The sequence below is a fragment of the Actinomyces bowdenii genome (genome assembly GCF_017592395.1).
GTDB lineage: Bacteria > Actinomycetota > Actinomycetes > Actinomycetales > Actinomycetaceae > Actinomyces > Actinomyces bowdenii.
On record NZ_JAGFOU010000012.1, the window covers coordinates 1 to 20,699 of the forward strand.

A 20,699-nucleotide genomic window follows, 5' to 3' on the forward strand; every position below is an offset into this window, starting at 1 on the left:
CACCCGCGGCCCCCCACACCCCCCACAACAAGGAGGAACGTGCGGGGCCGCGCCACATACCACCAGCCACACACCCCCCTCCCCCCCACCACCTCCACCCCCCGCCTGCCAACTATCTCAGCATGCGGCCCCAAGAGACCCACTATGTGCATCATGGCCGTTCTCCCCGGCGGGGAGGAGCACTATTGCGGGGTGACCCGCCGCCAAGACGACCCCGGACATGCTCGAACTCGCGTGGAGCTCCCCGCTTCCGATGGAGACGGAGCCCCAAGCGCGCTCGATGAGATCGACACTGTGAATGCTCGTGGGGAGGATACGGTCTCCGCTCCCGCGGCACTGGCTGCCGATGCGGCCGCAGGGCACAGCGAGGGCGAGTCTCTCATGCTGCGCTCAGGGGTGGTCCTGCGGCTGGGCCGCCTCATGCTGGCCGCCGGGGCGGGCTCCTACCGGGTGAAGTCCTCCATGGCCCGTGCCGCGGCCGCCCTCGGCATCGACCGCCATGAGGCGACCGTGACCATGACCGAGATCGTCACCTCCTCCTACGCCGGGCAGCGCTTCCGCACCGAGACCGCCGAGATCCGCCGAGGCGGGGTCAACGTCGCCCGGCTGGAGCGGCTGCGCCGCATCGTCCACGACCTGCGCGAGCACGAGAGCGCTGAGCACCTCAACGCCAAGCTCGACGAGGTCGAGACCATGCACGGCCTGTACCCGGCTCCGATCAACGCCCTCGCCTCCGGCGTGGCCTGTGCCGGATTCTGCTTCCTCAACGCCGGGGGCTGGCCCGAGTGCCTGTGCGTGCTCATCGCGGCCGCGGCGGGCCAGTACCTGCGACGGAGCCTGCTGCTGCGCCACTACCAGCACTTCCTCACCTGGCTCCTGTGCGGCCTGGCATCCTCGGCGCTGTACATGGGCCTCATCGCCCTGCTGCGGCTGAGCGGCCTGGCACCGGGCAACCATCAGGGCGGCATCATCTCCGCCATCCTCTTCCTCATCCCCGGCTTCCCCATGGTCACCGCCATGCTCGACCTCGTGCGCCAGGACTTCTCCTCAGCGCTGTCGCGCTTCGCCTATGTGGTCATGGTGATGACCTCCGCCGGCGTGGCGGTGTGGAGCGTGACCCACGCCTTCCACTGGCAGATCGAGGCCACCAGCACCGCCGCCCCCACCGGTGCCCTGCTCTACTCGCTGCGGCTCCTGTGCTCCTTCGTCGCCGCCTACGGCTTCGCCATCCTCTTCAACGCTCCGGCCCGCGCCTGCCTGCTGTCCGCCATCATCGGAGCCCTCGCCAACACCGGCAGGCTCCTGCTCATCGATGAGCTCGGCATCCCCTGGCAGCTCGCCGTGGGCCTGGCCGCCACCGTCATCGGCCTCATGGCCCAGCTCTTCGTGGCGCGCGCCTCCCACTCCCGCGTGGCCCTCTCCGTGCCGGCAGTGGTCATCATGATCCCAGGAGTGCCCTTCTACCGCGCCGTCTCCGCACTCAACGAGCACGGCTCCGATCCGACAGTGGCCATCGACACGGCCATGGAGAACCTCGTGGAGGTTTTCTTCGTCATCACCGCCATCGGCGTGGGCCTGGCTCTGGCACGCATCCTCACCGACCGCAACTGGCGCCACGACGTGCCCACCTCCGCCCTGCCCGGGCACAGGAGACCCCAGGCGCGCGGCACAGCGGCCGAGACAGCCCCCGGTCGCTGACGTCGTGCGCGCCGCCGGGACCGGCCCTCGTCGTCCTACAGTCCGCCCAGGATCTGGGCCAGGAAGATCTTGACGATCATGGCCACCGGGTAGACCATCGCATAGCCCAGGGCGACGCGGGGGTCGGCACCGGTGCGCTCATTGGCGAAGGCCAGCACGGCCGGCTGCGTCTGCGCGCCTCCGATGAGCCCCGCCAGGCGGGTGCCGCCCATCTTGACGATCCACCGCATCGAGGCGTACAGGCCCAGACCCACGATCGTGGTGATGACGAAACCGGTGACCAGGATCTTCCACCAGTCCCCACCGGTGAAGGCCTCGGCGATCTGGCCGCCGGCGGTCACACCCGCACGGGCCAGGAACACCAGCAGCCCGAACTCCGCGATCACTGCCGTCGCAGTGAAGGGCATGGCTGTCACGAAGCCCTTGATCCGGCCGATCTTGCCGAAGACGAGCCCCACGAGCAGGGTGCCGGCCGCTGAGCCGATGGAGAAGGTCGCCCCCGTGGGTGTCAGGAACCGCCACTCGCCGATGACGATGCCCAGTGCCATCCCCAGGCCCAGGGCCACAGGGTTGATGGAGGACAGCCCTCGAGCCGAGTCCCCGAAGTAGGCCGAGACCTCCTTCATGCGGCCGGTGGGAGCCACCACGCGCACGCGGTCGCCCTGCTGGAGGACCAGTTCCGGTGAGCCGACCATGTCCACGTCCCCGCGCCTGACGCGCGAGATCGTGGCCCCGAAGCGCCGGTCGATGTCCAGATCGGCGACGGTGCGCCCGGCCAGCTTGGGATCCGAGACGGTGATGCGGCGGAAGTCCAGGTACTTGCGGTCCTCGATGAGGGAGTGGGAGGAGCCGTGGCCCACCGCGCTGATGACCTGCTTGACCGCCTCCTGGGTGCCCACCACGGTGACCAGGTCGTCCTTGAACAGGCGGTCCTCATTGGTGGGCCGCATGATCGGGCCGGTCTCACCGCGCCGGAGGCGGGAGAACTTCAGCTCCCCGGAGATCTTCTCGATGATGTCGGCGATGACGGGACCGTCCTCGCGCTCGACGCGGATGGTGCGGTTGATCAGCGGGGAGGGCGTGTCCTTGTCACTGCGGCGGTAGCGCAGGGCGAGCAGGCAGAAGAAGAGCATGCCGATGACCCCGTAGAGGTAGGCCACGGCGTAGCCCACCGTGGCCACGGCGGCCCCGTCGGGATTTCCCGCCGTGACCGCGGCATTGCCGGCGGCGGCCAGCGCCGGGGTGTTGGTGATGGCCCCCGCGAAGGTGCCGGCGATGAGGGCGCTGTCCATGCCCAGGGCGCGGCCCACCGCCACCCCGGCGCCGGCTCCGACCAGGAGCAGGACCAGCAGCAGGCTCAAGGGCCCCGCGGCGGTGCGCAGCACGTGGAAGAAGTTCGGCCCGGACTGGATGCCGATGGCGAAGGTGAAGATCGCCAGGCCCAGGATGCCGATCTCATGGGGAACCTCGATCTCCGTGCCGTGGGCCGTGCCCACGGCGGCCAGGCCGATCCCGGCGAAGAGGACCGCGGCCGCGCCCAGGCTCACCCCCTTGACCTTGACATGCCCCAGCAGCATGCCCAGGCCGATGAGCAGGAACAGGGTGAGAACGGAGTTCTCGGACAGATGTTCAAGGACCGTGGTCACCACAGGGGCGTGCCGCCTTTCGTCATGCCGCTGCCGCTAGGGCGGGCGTCGAGCCAGGATGGGAGGCCGGTGACGATCGGTGAGCACCGAATGGCCTCCATCAGACTAGGTCATTGTGTCATCTCGTCATGCGGGTGCCTTGGACCAAGGGCCGGGGTGGGCCGGGTGGTGAGGAGCCCGGATGAGCGCTGCTCCGACAGGCCCGGGGCGGGCCCCGGAGACGGGCCCGAAGGAGCGGCGGCCCGCTTCCAGCGCAGCACGTGGTCCCACGATGTGAGATCACAAGCGCCCTGATGTGACTCGGCCCATGACCTGCCTTACCGTTCTTCTACCCGGCAGAGAGCTGGGATCAGCACGAAGAACAGGAGGGCGAGCGATGACGCGCAAGGACGCTCCCTCAGGCCAGGACCGGCAGGTGATGACCGGAGCCCAGGCCCTTGTGCGGTCCTTGGAGGAGTTGGGGGTCACCGATATCTTCGGCATGCCCGGAGGAGCCATTCTCCCCTTCTACGATCCGCTTCTGGCCAGTGAGCGCATCCGGCACATCCTGGTGCGCCATGAGCAGGGCGCCGGGCATGCGGCCCAGGGCTATGCCATGGTGACGGGCAAGCCGGGCCTGTGCGTGGCCACCTCCGGCCCCGGTGCGACGAACCTGGTCACCGCTTTGTCCGATGCGCACATGGACTCCGTGCCCATGGTGGCCATCACCGGCCAGGTCAACAGCCGGGCCATCGGCACCGACGCCTTCCAGGAGGCCGACATCCTGGGCGTGACGATGCCCTTCGTCAAGCACTCCTTCCTGGTCACCAGCGCCGATGACATCGTGCCGCGGGTGGCCGAGGCCTACCACCTGGCCTCCACCGGCCGTCCGGGCCCGGTGCTCATCGACATCTCCAAGGATGCCCTGGAGGGCGGCACGCAGTTCTCCTGGCCTCCGGCCATGGACCTCCCCGGCTACCACCTGCCGGGCAGGCCCAACCCCCGCCGCCTGGCGCAGGCCGCCGAGGCCATCGCCTCCGCCGAGCGCCCCGTGCTCTACCTGGGGGGCGGCCTCAACCGCGCCGGGGTGGGAGCCGCGGACCTCGCCGAGCTCATCGAGCTCATCGGCGCCCCCTTCGTCACCACGCTGACGGCACTGGACGTCATGCCCTCGGACCACCCGCTCAACCTGGGCATGCCGGGCATGCACGGAACGGTCGCCGCCGTGGGGGCGCTCCAGCGCAGCGACCTCCTGGTGTGCCTGGGCGCCCGCTTCGACGACCGCGTCACCGGCAAGCCCTCGACCTTCGCCACCCGGGCCTCGGTCATCCACGTCGACGTCGATCCGGCCGAGATCTCCAAGATCCGCACCGCTGACGTGCCCATCGTCGGCGACCTGGCCGAGGTGGTCCCCGCCCTGACCCGGGCCTACCGCACGGCGACCGCCGACAACGGGCCGGCCGACACCTCCGCCTGGCACGCCGAGATCGCCCGTGTGCGAGCCACCTACCCCACGGACTGGACGGACACCGATGACGGCCTGCTCCAGCCCCAGGAGGTCATCACCCACCTGAGCAGGGCCGCCAGCCCGGACACCATCTGGGTCACCGGCGTGGGCCAGCACCAGATGTGGGCCGCCCACTACCTCGACTTCCACCAGCGGCACACCTGGCTGACATCCGCGGGCGCGGGAACCATGGGTTACGGCGTGCCCGCGGCCATGGGCGCCAAGCAGGCCCGCCCCGATCGGCCGGTGTGGCTCATCGACGGCGACGGCTGCTTCCAGATGACCAATCAGGAGCTGGCCACCTGCACCCTCAACGGCATCCCCATCAAGGTGGCCATCATCAACAACTCCTCCCTGGGCATGGTGCGCCAATGGCAGACCCTGTTCTACGAGGAGCGCTACTCCAACACCGATCTGCACACCGGGGCGGACACGGTGCGCATCCCCGACTTCGTCACCATGGCGAAGGCCTACGGGGCCGCCGCCCTGCGATGCGAGCGCCTGGAGGAGCTCGATGAGGTCATCGCCCAGGCCAATGCCATCAACGACCGCCCCGTCGTCGTCGACTTCATCGTCTCGGCCGACGCGCAGGTGTGGCCGATGGTCGCCGCCGGGGTGTCCAATGACGAGATCCAGCACGCCCGGGGCATGAGCCCCCAATGGGAAGAGGAGTGAGATAGGTGAGCCACACGCACACACTGTCCGTCCTGGTGGAGAACAAGCCGGGCGTGCTCACGCGCGTCTCGGCCCTGTTCACCCGCCGCGGCTTCAACATCCACTCCCTGGCGGTGGGCCCCACCGAGCGGGAGGACATCTCCCGGATCACGGTGATCGCCGAGGCCGATGGCCTGGCCATGGAGCAGGTGGTCAAGCAGCTCAACAAGCTGGTCAACGTGCTCAAGATCGTCGAGCTCGACCCGGCCACCTCCGTGGAGCGCGAGCTCTACCTCATCAAGGTCCGCGCCGACGACTCCAACCGCACCGCCGTGCTTCAGATCGTCGACCTGTTCCGGGCACATGTGGTCGATGTCGCCCCCACCTCCGTGGTCATCGAGACCATCGGCTCGGAGTCCAAGATCAGGGCGCTGCTGACCGCCCTCCAGCCCTACGGCGTCAAGGAGATCGTTCAGTCCGGTACCGTCGCCATCACCCGGGGCCCGCGATCCATGACCGATCAACTCAAGGAGAAGTGAGAAGCAACCATGGCAGCTGAGAAGTTCTACAACGACGACGCCGACCTGTCCATCATCCAGTCCAAGAAGGTCGCCGTCATCGGCTACGGCTCGCAGGGCCACGCCCACGCCCTCAACCTGCGCGACTCCGGCGTCGAGGTGGTGGTGGGCCTGCGCGAGGGCTCGTCCTCCGTGGCCAAGGCCGAGGAGGCCGGCCTGCCCGTCCAGCCGATCGCCGAGGCCGTGGCCTGGGCCGACGTCGTCGTGGTGCTGGCGCCCGACCAGGTGCAGGCCGAGCTCTACACCTCCGAGATCGAGCCGCACATCACCGCGGGCTCGGCGCTGCTGTTCTCCCATGGCTTCAACATCCACTTCGGCTACATCAAGCCCGCCGCGGACATCGACGTCATCATGGTGGCGCCCAAGGGCCCCGGGCACACCGTGCGCCGCGAGTTCGAGGCCGGCCGCGGCGTGCCGGTGCTGGTCTGCGTCGAGCAGGACGCCACCGGCTCGGCCTGGGAGCTGGCGCTGTCCTACGCCAAGGCGATCGGCGGCACGCGCGCCGGCGCCATCAAGACCTCCTTCCGCGAGGAGACCGAGACCGACCTCTTCGGCGAGCAGTCGGTGCTGTGCGGCGGCGTCTCCCAGCTCGTCCAGTACGGCTTCGAGACCCTCACCGAGGCCGGCTACCAGCCGGAGATGGCCTACTTCGAGGTCCTCCACGAGCTCAAGCTCATCGTGGACCTCATGGTGGAGGGCGGCATCTCCAAGCAGCGCTGGTCGATCTCCGACACCGCCGAGTACGGCGACTACATCTCCGGGCCTCGCGTCATCACCCCCGATGTCAAGGAGCACATGAAGGAGGTCCTGGCCGACATCCAGGACGGCACCTTCGCCAAGCGCTTCATGGACGACCAGGCCGCCGGGGCCCCGGAGTTCAAGGAGCTGCGCGCCAAGGGCGAGGCCCACCCCATCGAGTCCACGGGCCGCGAGGTCCGCTCCATGTTCGCCTGGCGCGCCGAGGTGGATGAGGACTACACCGAGGGCTCGGTCTCGCGCTGAACCCCGGCCCCCGACGGTGTCGCGTCCACTTAGCGGCGGATCAGGGCGGAATCCGGACGGACCCGCGTCCTGCCTCGTGCAGGCGCGGGTCCGTCCCGTGATTCCCGGTCCCGCAGGCAGGTGGGCGCGAGAGATACACTGATGCCGTGACTTGCAGCGCTATGCGGCGGGAAGGGGACAGTGGATGCTCACGCGCTTCGAGGTCTCTGGATTCAAGAACCTCAGGGATGTTGCCGTGGACCTGGGGCCCTTCACCTGTATTGCTGGTCCTAATGGTGTGGGGAAGTCCAACCTCTTCGATGCGATCGCATTCCTCGGCTCCTTGGCGGACCACTCCTTCAACGATGCGATCGCCTCGGTCCGCTCGGTGCCAGGGCAGCGCGGCACCCAAGAGTCCGTGCTCAGCGCCGCGGTCCTCTCCGGGGAGGAGAATCTGCGCCTGGCCGCTGAGGTGATCATTCCCGGCAGCGTCAGGGACGTCAGGGGCCGCCAGGTCAGGCTTCGGCACACCTATCTGCGCTATGAGGTCGAGTTGGGTGTTGACACGGGATATCAGGGCAAAAGGGCCGCACCGATCCGCCTGATCGAGGAGAGCATTGTGTCTGCGACCAGGCCTCCGGCCTGCCCTGCTTTGGTGGATGCCGTGAAAGTCTCGCGGAGCAAGGAGACCTACATCGAGACCGACCCGCAGATCCCGGTGTCCCACGATGAGGAGGGTGAGCCCACAGCCCGGGAGCCTGGTGCTTTTCTGTACGATCGAGGGATGGAGGAATCCCTTGGTCCTTTTGGAGATATGGGGTTCATGTACAACCCTGATGAATACTTCTTCTTCAGGGATCTTGACCGGACTGTCCTGTCCCAGAGCCGCGCCGGGACCGTTCCCGGACAGGTAGCCGCGCAATTGCGCTCATGGCGCTTCCTGGCCCTGGAGCCGAGTCTCATCCGTGCCGCCGACAGCATCGACCAGACCGGACGGCTGGCGGACTCGGGAGCCCATCTGCCTGCGGCCCTCAATGCCCGCGTGGAGGAGCGGGGCGCCCAGGTCTATGACGATCTGCGCCACGCCCTGGGCGATCTCCTCGACCTGCGCCATCTCGAGGTCATCCGCAATGGCGATTTCCTGGAGCTGCGCGCCCAGGTGGGGGAGGGCCCCGAGCTGCCCGCCCGCGCGCTCTCGGACGGCTCTCTCAGGCTGCTGGTGCTCGGTGCCCTGGCCACCGGCATCGACGGTGCGGGAGCGGTCTTCATCGAGGAGCCGGAGAACGGCGTGCACCCTGCCCGCCTTCACGCCCTGCTCGATCTGCTCCGGTCCATGGCGGGGCCCCGGCAGGACGGGCAGGAGGAGCGCGGTCAGGTGGTCATCAACACCCACTCTCCCTACGTCGTCCAGGGAGTCATGGAGGCCGATCCGGAGGATGTCCTGTGCGCGGTCTCCTGGCGGCGGCGCTCGGACACAGGGGAGGTGACGACGTCGACCTCCTTCCATCCACTTCCAGGCACCTGGCGCGCCGCGGACCGGGAGGGGCCGGGAGGTGAGCGGCGAATCCAGCCGGTCTCCAGTACCGAGCTGATCGATTTCCTGGAGAGTCCCGTCATGGCTGAGGACGAACAGTGAGCGGCTTCTGGAACTGCGCCTTCATCGGGGAGGGGCGCTCCGATGACAACCTGACCTCGCCCTTGGAAGGGCTCCTCATGTCCCTGGTCCCGGGTGACGACGTCCGCGTGGAGGCGGCTCGGCTTCCCCACCGGCTACGGCATGCGCCGGTGGCCGAGAAGATCGCCGAGCTGTCGGAGGATCAGGGCTTCACCCTGGTCTTCGTCCACCGTGATGCCGATCAGGTGGGACTGAGGGCCAGGCAGGAGGAGATCCTCAGCGCTCATGGCCACCGCCACATCGTGCCTGTGGTGCCTGTCCGGGAGACTGAGGCCTGGGCCCTCGCTCAGCTCTGGGGTGATGAGGCGTGTCGGGCCTGGTTATCCAAGCACTGGAGCATCGGGCGCCTGCGGGCCCTGGAGGAGGTCTCCGATCCCAAGGCCGTCCTGAGGGCCTGGGCGGAGCGGAGCGCCGGTCACCCGGAATGGGGCCGGTTCCGCTCCGAGGCGATCAGGGCCATCGACCCGGATGGGAAGATCACCGAGCTGGAGGCATGGAGGCAGCTACGCGAGCGCCTCATCGTGTCGATGAGCGCCGTGCGGCCCTACCTGAGGAGAATGCTGAGCCCGTAGGCCTCGCTCGTCAGGTGGGCCGGGAGCTGTGAGGAGGATGGCTGCAGATCTCGGGGTTGTCTGCACGATGCAGGGGAGGCGGCAGATCGCGGGCCCCAGATATGCCCTTCGCAGCTGGGGCTTGCGCACCGTGCAGCCACGCCCGGCACTCCGCGCCACGCCGTCGGCCCGCAGCCCCGGGGACCCACGATCCGAGACCCGGGGTCCGCATGGTGGCGATGGCCGTAGGCTGGTGCCATGACGACCATTGACCTGGCAGTGATCCCCGGCGACGGCATCGGCAAGGAGGTGGTGCCCGAGGCGCTCAAGGTCCTGGGCAAGGCCCTCAGCGGCACCGGGGTGGAGATCGCCACCACCCACTACGACCTGGGCGCCGAGTACTGGCAGCGCACCGGTCAGGCCCTGGGCGAGGAGGACCTGGAGGCGCTCAAGGGCCACGACGCCATCCTCCTGGGCGCCGTGGGCGACCCGTCCGTGCCCTCGGGAGTCCTGGAGCGCGGCCTGCTGCTGCGCCTGCGCTTCGCCCTGGACCACTACGTCAACCTGCGCCCCTCCCGGCTCTACCCCGGTGTGCCCACCCCGCTGGCCGATCCCGGCGAGATCGACTTCGTCGTCGTGCGCGAGGGGACCGAGGGGCTCTACAGCGGCAACGGGGGGACCGTGCGCGAGGGCACCCCCCAGGAGATCGCCACCGAGGTCAGCGTCAACACCGCCTTCGGTGTCGAGCGGGTCGTTCGCTACGCCTTCGCCAAGGCCGCCTCCCGGCCCGCCAAGCACCTGACCCTGGTCCACAAGCACAACGTGCTGGTCCATGCCGGGCACCTGTGGCGGCGCACCGTGGAGGCCGTCTCCGCCCAGTACCCCGAGGTCGCCGTGGACTACGCCCATGTCGACGCCGCCACCATCTACCTGGTCGCCGACCCCGGGCGCTTCGACGTCATCGTCACCGACAACCTCTTCGGAGACATCCTCACCGATGAGGCCGGGGCCATCACCGGGGGCATCGGCCTGGCGGCCTCGGGCAACATCAACCCCGAGGGGGACTTCCCCTCGATGTTCGAGCCCGTCCACGGCTCGGCCCCCGACATCGCGGGCCAGGGCATCGCCGACCCGACCGCCACCATCAGCGCTGCGGCCCTCATGCTCGACCACTTGGGCCATATCGGCCCCGCCCGCCGCATTGAGGCCGCCGTCGAGGCCGATATGGCGGGCAGGGCCGACGGGCGCGGCCGCAGCACCAGCGAGATCGGGGACGCCATCGTCGAGGCCCTGGATGCCTGAGGGGAGCGCGGCCCGGGGCCCCGGCCCGGCCCCGCCCGATCACGGCCGCGGCGGAGGCCGGCGGCGGCGCCATCCAGGGCTGCGGCGCCGGCCCGGCGGTAGGGTGGGCCCATGACCGCGACTGCCCCCCGCCCCGACCCCCAGCCCACGCCCCTGGCCCGTGCCGCGGACGTCCCGGTCCCCAGTGCCGACTCCCTGGCCGGCCGCTTCCCCCTGACCCGCAATGACACTCCGGCCAGCCCCGCGCAGCGGACCCGGGCCCTGGAGGACCTGCACTTCGGCACCACCTTCACCGACCACATGGTCCACGCCCGCTGGACCCAGGGCGAGGGGTGGGGGCGGAGGGGCACCATCGCCTACGGGGACCTGGCGCTCTCCCCGGCCGCGGCGATCCTCCACTACGGCCAGGAGGTCTTCGAGGGCATCAAGGCCTACCGGCACCGGGACGGCTCGGTGTGGACCTTCAGGCCCCGCTACAACGCCGCCAGGCTCAACGCCTCCGCCCGGCGCATGGCCCTGCCCGAGATGGAGGAGGAGGACATCATCGCCTCCCTGGTCGACCTGGTCCGGGCCGATCACGAATGGGTCCCCGGCGGAGCGGGGGAGTCCCTCTACCTGCGCCCCTTCGCCTTCGCCTCCGAGCCCTTCCTGGGGGTGCGCCCCGCCCGGCAGGTGGACTACTACGTCATCGCCTCGCCCGCGGGCAACTACTTCCCCCACGGCCTGGAGCCCCTGAGCATCTGGGTGAGCAGGGAGTACCACCGGGCCGGCCCCGGGGGCACCGGGGCGGCCAAGACCGGCGGCAACTACGCCTCCTCCCTGCTGCCCCAGCAGGAGGCCCATGAGGCGGGCTGCGACCAGGTCTGCTTCCTGGACGCCGCCACCGGGCAGAACCTCGAGGAGCTCGGGGGGATGAACATCATGGTGGTCGACGCCGACGGCTCGGTGCGCACGCCCAGGCTCACCGGCTCCATCCTGGAGGGCGCCACGCGGGCCTCCATCATCACCCTCCTGCGCGACGAGGGCCGCCGGGTCACCGAGGAGACCATCAGCCTCCAAGGGCTGCTGGAGGACATCGGCTCCGGGCGGGTCTCCGAGGTCTTCGCCTGCGGGACCGCGGCCGTCGTCGTGCCCATCGGGCGCCTGGCGGGCCCGGGCGTGGAGGCGGAGATCACCGGCACCGAGGTCACCCGCAGGATCCACGAGCTGCTCACCGGCATCCAGTACGGGCGCCGGCCCGACCCCCACGGGTGGATGTACCGCCTCACCTGACGACCGGCCGGGCCCGCCGCGCCTGGGGCCGGGCTGTGAATCGCGCGTGATTTCTGTGGGAGTGCACAAGAGGAGCGGCGATCTATGGTGCGATAGGGGCATGACGCCTGCGACCACCGACCCCCAGGAGCCCACGGATGACGATGCCTCCGCCCCCGGCCGGGCGGCGGGCCGGGACCCGGAGGCGCCCGGCTCCCGCGAGGGCCGACGGCGCACCCTGAGGGCGGTCCTGCTCAGCGCCGCCATGGTGGTCCTCGTGGTGGCCCTCGTCGTCGCGGGCCTGGGCCTGTGGCTGCGCCACTCGCTGGGCTCGGACCTGGAGACCATCGCCGACCCCTTCGCCGGCATCGCCACCCGGGCGCCGCACCAGAGGGTCGAGGGCGATCAGCAGCCCGCCACCAATATCCTCGTGCTGGGCTCGGACTCCAGGATCAGCGCGGGCGACCCCTCCCAGTGGGAGGCCGGGGCCCAGCGCACCGACGCCCTGATGATCATGCAGATCAGTGGTGACAGGCAGGACATCAGCGTCGTGTCCATCCCGCGCGACACCTGGGTGGACATCCCCGGGCACGGCCAGGCCAAGATCAATGCCGCCTACGCCTACGGCGGCACCTCCCTGACGATCCAGACCGTCGAGGCCCTCACCGGCATCCGCATCCACCATGTGGCCATCGCCGACTTCGAGTCCTTCACCACCCTGACCGACGAGATCGGCGGGGTCACCATCGATCTCAAGGAGCCCCAGACCCTGGCCGGCACCGAGTTTCAGGCCGGGCCCCAGCAGCTCAACGGTGCGCAGGCCCTGGCCTACGCACGTGAGCGGGACTCCCTGCCCGAGGGCGACTTCGACCGCGTCAAGCGCCAGCAGGCCTGGATGCGCGCCATCGTCAAGCAGGTCTTCAGCAGCGGAGCCCTGTCCAGTCCCACCAGGCTCTACTCCCTCCTGCGCACGGCCACGCGGACCGTGGCCGTGGACGACTCCTTCACCCTCGATGAGATGCAGTCCCTGGCCTGGCAGACGCGCGACCTGCGCAGCGGCGACATCCACTTCATGACCGCTCCCGCCTCGGGCACCGCCACCTCCCCGGACGGCCAGTCCATCGTCCAGCTCGACCAGGACAGGAGCCAGGCGCTGTTCAGCGCCTTCGCCCAGGACGCGGTGGGGGAGTACCTGGAGACGGCGCCCGACTCCATCGAGCTGCTGCCCGCCACCGTCAACTGATCCCTCCGGCGGCCTCCCGCCGCACCCCGCCCCGGCCCGGTCCCTGGCGCCGGGAGGGAGCCCGGCCCGGTGGTCTCATTTCAGCCTCGATCAGCCATGGCCGCGGCTCGCGCCCCGGCGGTTGCTGCGCGGCGTGGAAGGCTCGTGGGGACGTGCCATTCCCACGGCACGGGATCCCAACGAGGCGAGGGCGGAACTGTGAAGCGCGTGATGACCTACGGGACCTTCGATCTGCTCCACTACGGCCATATCGAGCTGCTCCGGCGCGCACGGGCCCTGGGCGACCACCTGGCGGTGGGGGTGTCCACTGATGAGTTCAACGCCGTCAAGGGCAAGCGGTCCCGCTACGGATATGACCAGCGCGCGGCCATGATCTCGGCAGTGCGCTATGTGGACCTGGTGGTGCCCGAGGCCACCTGGGAGCAGAAGCCCGATGATGTGGCCGCCTACGGGATCGACCTCGTCGTCATGGGGCAGGACTGGCAGGGCGCCTTCGACGACCAGCTCGAGGGGCTGTGCGAGGTCGTCTACCTGCCGCGCACCCCGGAGGTCTCCACCACCCGGATCAAGCACTACCTCCTGGGCGCCAAGCGCGACTCCGGCGAGAGCAGGCTCAACAGCGTGTGGCTCTAGGCGGCCGGGCAGTGCGCCGGGGAGGACCCGGGGATGATGGCCGACATGATGCGCCCCTGGGGCACTCCCCGGCGGATGAGCCTGCCCCTGGCCTCGACGCTGGTGACCAGATGGACGGTGCTCACGCGCTCCAGGAGCCTGCGGTCCGCCTCCCCGGGGTAGGGCGAGCAGGACCGCTCACCGGGCTCCGCCTCCAGGTGCAGGACCGGGATGCCGTGGTTGAAGGCCGTCAGAGCCACGGCGCAGATCGAGGTGGTGAGGCCCTCCACGAGCACCGCATCCGGGCGCCGGGAGCGCAGCAGCCCGCCGAAGCGCGAGAAGACCTCGGCGGTCAGGGCGTTGCGGTCGTGCCCGACCCCGGTCAGGCCCAGGTCGTGGTCGGCCCTCAGGGCGTGCGGGCGCTCCAGAGGGGCGAGGGCCGTGTCTCGCGCAGCCCGGAGCGCCCCGTGAGCGGCGGCGCGCGCCCGATCCCCCGCAGGGCGGTGCTCACCGGTGGACACCGTCGTCGTGCGTGAGCCCGGGTGGGCGCTCAGGGCCGTGATGAGGGGCATCAGGGCACTGGCCTGTGCGGTGGTGGCGTAGACCGCCATGACGCAGATGCTCACCGGGCCTCCAGCGGCGGTGGATGGGATGCGCGCCGGGACCGGGGAGGGGCGGCGCGTGCTGTCCAGGTCACTGTAGTGGCGTCCATCCCCTCCCCGTGGCGAGGGGGCGCCCGGGCAGGGCACTGCAACCGGAGTGTGATCAAGGGCAGCGGCTGTGATGGGCGTGCGATCCTGCGTGAGACCCGGGCAACGCCGCCGTTGCGGCGCCGGGCGGGAGCAGGTCACGTGTCGGCCTCGGGATGGTCGGACGCGGGGGACGGGGCCACCGGGTTTTCGGCTTACTTGCAGGGTGCCCAATAGTGAGTGGGCACGATCACAGTGCGGGAGCAGGCTCAGTGCGATAACACGACCGTCAGAGTGCTTTCGAGATCCCTAGACTAACTGCGTGCGCATTCAACTACTGTGCGCGCATTCCACGACAGGACGCCGAATACTTGTATGATTTCTACAAGCATCGGGCTGAGCTATCCGAGGATCGACTTGATGAAACGCGTGATCACCTACGGCACCTTCGATCTGCTCCACTACGGCCATATCGAGCTGCTCCGCAGGGCCAGGGCCCTGGGCGACTACCTCATCGTGGCGCTGTCCACTGATGAGTTCAATGCCGCCAAGGGCAAGACCGCCTACTTCAACTACGAGCAGCGCAAGGAGCTGCTGGAGGCCATCCGCTACGTCGACATGGTCATCCCCGAGCGCACCTGGGAGCAGAAGAGCCGCGACGTCGTCGAGCACGATATCGACCTGTTCGTCATGGGGGAGGACTGGATCCACACCTTCAACGACCAGCTCGAGGGGCTGTGCGAGGTCGTCTACCTGCCGCGCACCCCCGAGGTCGATACCCGCCCCGCGCACGGCCGCCCGGCCGGTGGCGCCGGCGCCTGATCCCGCTGATCCCGTCCGCGGGATGATGGTCATCGGCGGGGCATGAGCCGCCTGGCGCCCAGGACCCCGGCCAGCAGGATGACCGCGGCAGTGGCCATGTTGACAGCGGTGCCCGCCAGGTAGAACACGAGCATGGCCAGGCCCACCACTGCGAGCCCGGCGAGAGGCTCCCGAGGACTCACCCTCATCCCGATCTCGCCGCGAAGCCGGTAGAGCATGTAGGCGATCCCAGCGCTGTAGCCCAGAAGGGTGGAGATGCATGCCCCGAACAGTCCCCAGAGGTGGACCATGGGCAGGACGCACGCCGTATTGACCGCACCCGCGATCCCGATGGCCCAGAGCGTGTCGGCGTTCCTGTCAATGGCGTAGAAGATGTTCACCAGGAAGTTCGAGTAGCCGCTGAGGGTGGACACCGCCAGGGCGAGGGGGATGACTGCCAGAGCCGCGCCGTACTGGGGGTCGATGACCCAGGGGAAGATCACCTTGAGCACGGGGATGAGGAGCGCCAGTCCCAGCAGGAGGGCGGTGGCATAGGCCCCGGCGGCGCGGGAGAAGAAGCGGCTGTGCTCCCGGGAGCGCTCGAAGGCCAGATCCTGCCAGGCGTAGGTCATCGCCGTGATCACCAGCATCATCACGGCGCCGAATCGCATGGCGATGGCGAACAGCCCGTTATGGGCCAGATCGAGCACCGCCCCCACCACGGCGCGGTTCAAGGAGTTGATCGTCCAGTAGACCAGGGCGTTGAGGCCCACGGGGATGGCCAGGACGAGCATGGTGCGGGCGGCGGGCCGCACCCCCCAGCGCCAGGAGGAGGAGAGCATCCGGCGCCCCACCCCCACCCGGGCCTCGACGTAGATGATCTCGCACAGGTAGGCCACGATGGTCGAGATGTACAGGGCGCGGAAGTCCCAGTCCAGGCCCACCAGGAGCAGGACGTTCATCCCCATCATGACCACTGAGGCCAGCACCCCGGAGAAGGCGTAGTCCCAGTTCCTGCGAAGCCCCCGGCAGGCGTGCTTGTAGACGTACTCGATGTTCTGCACGATGCCCAGGCAGGCGATGAGGCCCAGGTAGCGGATGTCGAGCAGGAGCGCGGCCGCCACCATGAGCAGGATGTAGGCGAGCGTGGAGCCCAGGAAGACCAGGGCGCCGGCCTGCAGGGCGCGCACCTGCTCGTCCTGGCTCTTGTACATCCGCCGCAGGATGACCACCCAGATATTGAGGAACAGCGATTCGCACACCACTGTCAGGTAGGTCACGCTCAGGTCGTAGTAGCCGAAGTCCTCGGGGGGGACCACCGCCGTGTAGAGCGGCAGCATGATGAAGGCGATGAGCTTGGACAGCACGGTGCCCAGCACGAAGATCCCCGAGTTCCTCAGGAAGGTCCACAGTGCGCCCATCAGGACCCCGCCGCCTCATTGCAGCGGAGCAGGCGCTCGAAGCGGGGCCGTGCGCTGCCCGCGTCGAAGGCGCTGCCGATGACGGCATTGGGCCCCCGGGCATGGGGGGAGGCCGACAGCTCGGCGATGCGGCGGGCCCACGGCTGGGGGCCCTGGGCCAGGTCGAGGATCTCGACGACGCCGCCCACCCGGGCGCTGGCGCTGACCGCCTGGGACATCAGCAGCGGCAGGCCCGCCGCCTGCGCCTCCAGCGCCGTGTAGGGCAGCCCCTCGAAGGTGGAGGGCAGGATCATGACGTCGGCGGCCTGGAGCAGGTCGGCCACATCCGAGCGGGCGCCCAGGAAGCTGACGCAGCTCCTCAGCCCCGCCTCGTCCACGCGCCGCTCCAGGTCCTGGGCGTAGGGGCCCTGGCCGCACAGGAGCAGGTGCGCATCGGTGCCCATCCGGCGCAGGTGGGACATGATACCCAGGTCGAAGACGTGATTCTTGGCCGGCCCCAGTCGGGCCACATGGATGATGGCGGTGGTCTGCGGGCCCAGGCCGAGCTCGGTGCGCATCCGCCGGCGCCGCACTGGGTCGAAGGTGAAGGGGCGGGGGTCGAGGATATTGGGCACGAAGGTCCATGGCGAGGAGCCGAAGAACCACTGGGCGGCCTCCGCTGAGCAGGCGTAGCGGCGGTTGGCGCACCCGCTGACCAGCGGGCGCTGGAGGTGGTGCAGGACCCCGGAGATGCGCCCCGACATATTGGCCGAGGAGTGGGAGTGCAGGATCCGCACCGGTACCCCCGCCCTGCGCGCCGCCACCAGGGGCTCCAGGGAGTTGACCACCGTCTGATGGAGCCATACCGCGTGGTAGCGGCCCTGGCGCACCACTCGGGTGACCGCCCGCAGATGCTCCAGCGGGTGGTGGCGCCTCTCGGGCACCCGCACGATCCGGGCTCCGCCGGTCCTCAGCTCCTCGGCGTGGGCGATGGCGTCGCGGTCGGTGAGGAAGGTGAAGTCGTACCCGTCCTTGAGCAGGCGGAAGGCGGACAGGATGAAGGCCTCCTTGCCCCCCTCGTTGGCGGTCATGCCCCCGATGAGGACGGCGGGGCGCTGGGCGGCATCCTGGGGGGAGGCTCCTACCACGGGTTGTTCCTTCTTCATGTGCGATGGGTCGGGGCGGGGCGCCGGTGGGGTCCACGCGGCGAGAGCGGGCTCAGCGGGCCGGCGGCGCTCCAGGGGATCGGCCCGGGAGGGCGGCCCGGTGAGGGTCGGCGGGATCACGCGGGCGGGTGAGGATCTGCGCGCCGTAGGAGACGGCCATGAGGGCGGCGATGGCCATGAAGGCCATGATGGTCGTCGGCTCGACCAGGATGCCGATGAAGTCCGAGGCGGGGCCCCGCGGGATCCAGATGAGGGAGGGCACGATGAGCATGCGCAGGCAGTTGCTCCAGGAGGCCGTGGTCAGCGCATCCACGTAGCGCAGGACGGCGCCTACGACCGCGGCGACCAGGATGACCCCGAGCATGCCGTACTGGAGGTATCCCTCGGCCAGGAAGGAGGTTCCAGTGCCCATACCGCTGCGATAGGCGTTCTCCCCCAGGGCGATGCGCGACAGGGAGTGGGACAGGGAGCCCCCGGCCTCGGCCCGCTCCAAGGAGTTCCCCTGGAGCGGGGGGTAGCCCAGGAGGCGCCCCACGAGGCCGTAATGGGCGAAGTAGGCCAGGTAGAACTGGTCGGGCAGCCGATGCCCGTAGAGGACGATATTGTCGATGACCCGGACCGAGACGCCCTGGTTGTAGAGGAACTCCAGCAGTGAGGCGGAGGAGCCCTGGCCCCGGACGCTCTCCATGGCGGTGAGCAGGAAGGCCAGGGCGGCCGTTCCCAGGCCGATGGCGGAGGCCCTGCGGCGGGTGACCCAGCCCTGGTCGGGGTCGAGTTTGTTGCGCAGGATGACGTAGCACACCATGACGATGGCGAAGACGGTGAATTCCTTGCGCACCCCCATGAGCAGGTAGAGGCCCTTGATGAGGGTCAGGGCCGCCGTGGGCAGGATGAGCTGGCGCTGGGAGGGCATGGTCGCCAGGAGGATGAGGTAGGCCACGAAGCAGATATCAGAGCTGTAGGTCCCCAGCAGGTGCACGATCCCGCTGTTCTGGGAGATGTACTCGGTGGTGTACAGCGAGAGGTACCCGGAGATACCGGTACGGGCGATGGTCGAGATCAGCCAGAAGGAGCTGAGGGGGAAGGTGAGGAGCACTACGATGAGGCAGGCCTGCCTCAGATGCTCCAGGCCGGTATGCGCACCAGGGCTCCGGCGGAGGCGGACGCGGCGAGGGCCGCCTCCGCGCCCCAGCAGCCCGCGCAGACGCGTCAGGGCGGCGCGATAGGGGAGTGCCAGCAGGCCGGACAGCATGTATCCCAGGGTCGAGGAGATCAGCCCCACGTAGAGGATCCCGACCGTCGTGGGATGGGCCGCAGGATCGGTGCGTCCCGAGTCGTAGCCGAAGATCCGCTCCAGGGTGGCCTGGCTCAGCAGCAGGATGAAGAAGGAGATGAGGTAGCCGCCGAGGAAGACCGGTCGGGACCTGGTCAGCACGCAGTACAGGAAGAGGTTGAGCCACACGGCGACCAACAGGGCCCAGGGCCAGTCGCACTCGCTCCACAGCACCAGCACCAGCAGGATCAGGTTGCTCAGGATCACCGGCAGCGCCCGCTGCCGGCGCGGCACGGCGCGCCGGCGCCGGTCCTCCCACCGCCCGGTGGCGCGGGAGGGCCGGCGGCGCCCCCGGGCCGGGCGGCCGGCGAGTGCGGCGGGCACTGCGCTCATGAGACCTCGGCCAGGCTCTCGCGGCTGGCCCGGCACACGCGCTCGACGTCGTCATCGGTCAGGGCCATGTGCAGGGGCAGGGTGACCTCGGTGGAGTAGAAGCCGACGGCGTTGGGAGTGGCCTCGGGGCTCATGCCGAGCCCGGCGTAGGCGCTGAGCATCGGCAGGGGCTTGTAGTGGACATTGGTGGCCACACCGTGGCGGCGCATGGCCTCGATGAAGGCGTTGCGCTCCTCGACCCCGGCCACGGGCAGGGAGGCGATGGCCAGGTGCCCGCTGGAGCGCACGCCGGGCCCCTCGTGCTCCAGCAGGTCGATGCCGATGGCCTCAAGCCGGGTGCGATAGGCCTCCACCACAGTCAGGCGCCGCTGGATCATGGACTCGTAGCGGTCCAGCTGGGACAGGCCCAGGGCGGCCAGAACATCGGGCATATTGGCCTTGCCGCCCAGGATCTCGATGTCGTACTCCCAGGAGGCCCCGGTCATCTTGGCCAGGGCGTCCTTGGACTGCCCGTGCAGGGACAGCAGGCGGATGGAGCGCTCCAGGGCCTCCGGGTCCGTGGGCAGGCCGGTGCGCCACTGCAGCGCCCCGCCCTCGGCGGTGGTGAGGTTCTTGACCGCGTGGAAGGAGAAGGCCGTCAGATCGGCGATGGTGCCGGCACGGTCCTGCGCCAGGCGGCCGCCCAGGGAGTGGGCGCCGTCGGCGATGAGGACGGGGCGGCCCAGCTCCCCGGCCAATCCGCTGGAGGTGGCTCCCGTGGGCGGCAGGGCCTCCAGGGCGCGGGCCAGGGGGCGGGTGTCGAAGGGGATGCCGGCCAGGTCGACGGTGATGATGGCCCTGGTGCGCCCGGTGACGGCGGCCATGATGCCCTCGGCCGAGGGCAGGCAGGAGCCGGGCTCGGTGTCCACCAGGACGATGCGCGCCCCGACGCGGCTGACCACCGAGGCACTGGCGGTGTAGGTGTAGGCCGGGACGATGACCTCGTCACCGGGGCCCACGCCGCTGAGCCTCAGGGCGATCTCCAGTCCGGCGGTGGCCGAGTTGAGGACGACGGTGCCCGCGGCCCCGGTGAAGCGGGTCAGGGCCTGCTCGAAGTCGCGCCCCACCGGCCCGGAGGTGATCCAGCCCGAGCGCAGCACGGAGACGACGGCCTCGATGTCCTCCTCGGTGATGACCGGTGGGGAGAAGGGGATCATGTCGTTGCTCATCGCGGGTCCTCATTGTGGTGGTTGATGCTGCTGCGGGGCCGGGAGGGGACGCCGGTCGGGCACCGCCGGCGGCAGTGATGCGTGTTACGGGG

At 69.7% G+C, this 20,699-nt stretch carries 17 protein-coding genes; 11 read left to right on the forward strand and 6 right to left on the reverse strand.

The genetic code is table 11. The features are described from left to right. The first annotated feature begins 381 nt into the window (after positions 1–381). Complete coding sequence (locus J5X07_RS06595) at positions 382–1,698, forward strand: threonine/serine exporter family protein (protein ID WP_208479130.1); 1,317 nt, start codon at positions 382–384, stop codon at positions 1,696–1,698. 35 nt (positions 1,699–1,733) lie between these two features. Here the strand turns inward: J5X07_RS06595 and J5X07_RS06600 are convergent, their stop codons facing one another. After that, positions 1,734–3,344, reverse strand: coding sequence for an aspartate:alanine exchanger family transporter (locus tag J5X07_RS06600; RefSeq protein WP_424924094.1), 1,611 nt, complete (start codon positions 3,342–3,344; stop codon positions 1,734–1,736). 376 nt (positions 3,345–3,720) lie between these two features. On the opposite strand from J5X07_RS06600, the gene J5X07_RS06605 reads away from it, so the two are divergent. The 9 genes from J5X07_RS06605 to J5X07_RS06645 all read left to right on the forward strand — a co-directional run bounded on the left by J5X07_RS06605 (position 3,721) and on the right by J5X07_RS06645 (position 13,698). Then, entirely contained in the window at positions 3,721–5,505 is a 1,785-nt protein-coding gene (locus tag J5X07_RS06605) for an acetolactate synthase large subunit (protein ID WP_124933502.1), read from the forward strand. Between the two features lie 5 nt (positions 5,506–5,510). Beyond that, complete coding sequence (gene ilvN / locus J5X07_RS06610; protein WP_124933501.1) at positions 5,511–6,023, forward strand: acetolactate synthase small subunit; 513 nt, start codon at positions 5,511–5,513, stop codon at positions 6,021–6,023. A 9-nt stretch (positions 6,024–6,032) separates the two neighbouring features. Continuing rightward, entirely contained in the window at positions 6,033–7,064 is a 1,032-nt protein-coding gene (gene ilvC, locus J5X07_RS06615; RefSeq protein WP_124933500.1) for a ketol-acid reductoisomerase, read from the forward strand. Positions 7,065–7,248: 184 nt separating this feature from the next. Then, complete coding sequence (locus tag J5X07_RS06620; RefSeq protein WP_124933499.1) at positions 7,249–8,679, forward strand: AAA family ATPase; 1,431 nt, start codon at positions 7,249–7,251, stop codon at positions 8,677–8,679. Beyond that, the gene (locus J5X07_RS06625) at positions 8,676–9,290 is read left to right on the forward strand and encodes a hypothetical protein (RefSeq protein ID WP_124933498.1); all 615 of its coding nucleotides are present in this window, start codon (positions 8,676–8,678) and stop codon (positions 9,288–9,290) included. Before J5X07_RS06620 ends, J5X07_RS06625 begins: the two co-directional genes overlap by 4 nt. Before the next feature lie 237 nt (positions 9,291–9,527). Then, positions 9,528–10,571, forward strand: coding sequence for a 3-isopropylmalate dehydrogenase (locus tag J5X07_RS06630; protein WP_208479075.1), 1,044 nt, complete (start codon positions 9,528–9,530; stop codon positions 10,569–10,571). A 111-nt stretch (positions 10,572–10,682) separates the two neighbouring features. After that, positions 10,683–11,843, forward strand: coding sequence for a branched-chain amino acid aminotransferase (locus tag J5X07_RS06635; protein WP_208479076.1), 1,161 nt, complete (start codon positions 10,683–10,685; stop codon positions 11,841–11,843). 100 nt (positions 11,844–11,943) lie between these two features. Further along, positions 11,944–13,065 (forward strand): LCP family protein, encoded by a 1,122-nt coding sequence (locus J5X07_RS06640; RefSeq protein WP_243896554.1) that lies wholly within the window; start codon positions 11,944–11,946, stop codon positions 13,063–13,065. Between the two features lie 198 nt (positions 13,066–13,263). Next, entirely contained in the window at positions 13,264–13,698 is a 435-nt protein-coding gene (locus tag J5X07_RS06645; protein WP_208479077.1) for an FAD synthase family protein, read from the forward strand. Here the strand turns inward: J5X07_RS06645 and J5X07_RS06650 are convergent. Beyond that, the gene (locus J5X07_RS06650) at positions 13,695–14,303 is read right to left on the reverse strand and encodes a UDP-N-acetylglucosamine 2-epimerase (RefSeq protein WP_208479078.1); all 609 of its coding nucleotides are present in this window, start codon (positions 14,301–14,303) and stop codon (positions 13,695–13,697) included. The genes J5X07_RS06645 and J5X07_RS06650 overlap by 4 nt on opposite strands. Positions 14,304–14,786: 483 nt before the next feature. Here J5X07_RS06650 and tagD point away from each other — a divergent pair, with 483 nt between their 5' ends. After that, entirely contained in the window at positions 14,787–15,188 is a 402-nt protein-coding gene (tagD, locus tag J5X07_RS06655) for a glycerol-3-phosphate cytidylyltransferase (RefSeq protein WP_208479079.1), read from the forward strand. 29 nt (positions 15,189–15,217) lie between these two features. Here the strand turns inward: tagD and J5X07_RS06660 are convergent, their stop codons facing one another. The 4 genes from J5X07_RS06660 to J5X07_RS06675 form a co-directional block, all read right to left on the reverse strand. Further along, positions 15,218–16,588: a lipopolysaccharide biosynthesis protein gene (locus tag J5X07_RS06660; protein ID WP_208479080.1), complete on the reverse strand. Its 1,371-nt coding sequence runs from the start codon at positions 16,586–16,588 to the stop codon at positions 15,218–15,220. Further along, positions 16,588–17,715 (reverse strand): glycosyltransferase, encoded by a 1,128-nt coding sequence (locus J5X07_RS13405; protein WP_208479081.1) that lies wholly within the window; start codon positions 17,713–17,715, stop codon positions 16,588–16,590. Before J5X07_RS13405 ends, J5X07_RS06660 begins: the two co-directional genes overlap by 1 nt. A 70-nt stretch (positions 17,716–17,785) precedes the next feature. Beyond that, a complete protein-coding gene (locus J5X07_RS06670; protein WP_208479082.1) occupies positions 17,786–19,399 on the reverse strand; it encodes an O-antigen polysaccharide polymerase Wzy family protein in 1,614 nt (537 codons plus the stop codon). Continuing rightward, positions 19,396–20,607, reverse strand: coding sequence for a DegT/DnrJ/EryC1/StrS family aminotransferase (locus J5X07_RS06675; protein ID WP_243896556.1), 1,212 nt, complete (start codon positions 20,605–20,607; stop codon positions 19,396–19,398). Before J5X07_RS06675 ends, J5X07_RS06670 begins: the two co-directional genes overlap by 4 nt. Between the last annotated feature and the right edge of the window lie 92 nt (positions 20,608–20,699).

Excerpts from the sequence above, each read along its gene's own strand:
- J5X07_RS06595 (WP_208479130.1), top strand. The coding sequence starts at position 382 with ATGCTGCGCTCAGGGGTGGTCCTGCGGCTGGGCCGCCTCATGCTGGCC.
- J5X07_RS06605 (WP_124933502.1), top strand. The coding sequence starts at position 3,721 with ATGACGCGCAAGGACGCTCCCTCAGGCCAGGACCGGCAGGTGATGACC.
- ilvC (WP_124933500.1), top strand. The coding sequence starts at position 6,033 with ATGGCAGCTGAGAAGTTCTACAACGACGACGCCGACCTGTCCATCATC.
- J5X07_RS06620 (WP_124933499.1), top strand. The coding sequence starts at position 7,249 with ATGCTCACGCGCTTCGAGGTCTCTGGATTCAAGAACCTCAGGGATGTT.
- J5X07_RS06630 (WP_208479075.1), top strand. The coding sequence starts at position 9,528 with ATGACGACCATTGACCTGGCAGTGATCCCCGGCGACGGCATCGGCAAG.
- J5X07_RS06635 (WP_208479076.1), top strand. The coding sequence starts at position 10,683 with ATGACCGCGACTGCCCCCCGCCCCGACCCCCAGCCCACGCCCCTGGCC.
- J5X07_RS06640 (WP_243896554.1), top strand. The coding sequence starts at position 11,944 with ATGACGCCTGCGACCACCGACCCCCAGGAGCCCACGGATGACGATGCC.
- tagD (WP_208479079.1), top strand. The coding sequence starts at position 14,787 with ATGAAACGCGTGATCACCTACGGCACCTTCGATCTGCTCCACTACGGC.
- J5X07_RS06660 (WP_208479080.1), bottom strand. The coding sequence starts at position 16,588 with ATGGGCGCACTGTGGACCTTCCTGAGGAACTCGGGGATCTTCGTGCTG.
- J5X07_RS06670 (WP_208479082.1), bottom strand. The coding sequence starts at position 19,399 with ATGAGCGCAGTGCCCGCCGCACTCGCCGGCCGCCCGGCCCGGGGGCGC.
- J5X07_RS06675 (WP_243896556.1), bottom strand. The coding sequence starts at position 20,607 with ATGAGCAACGACATGATCCCCTTCTCCCCACCGGTCATCACCGAGGAG.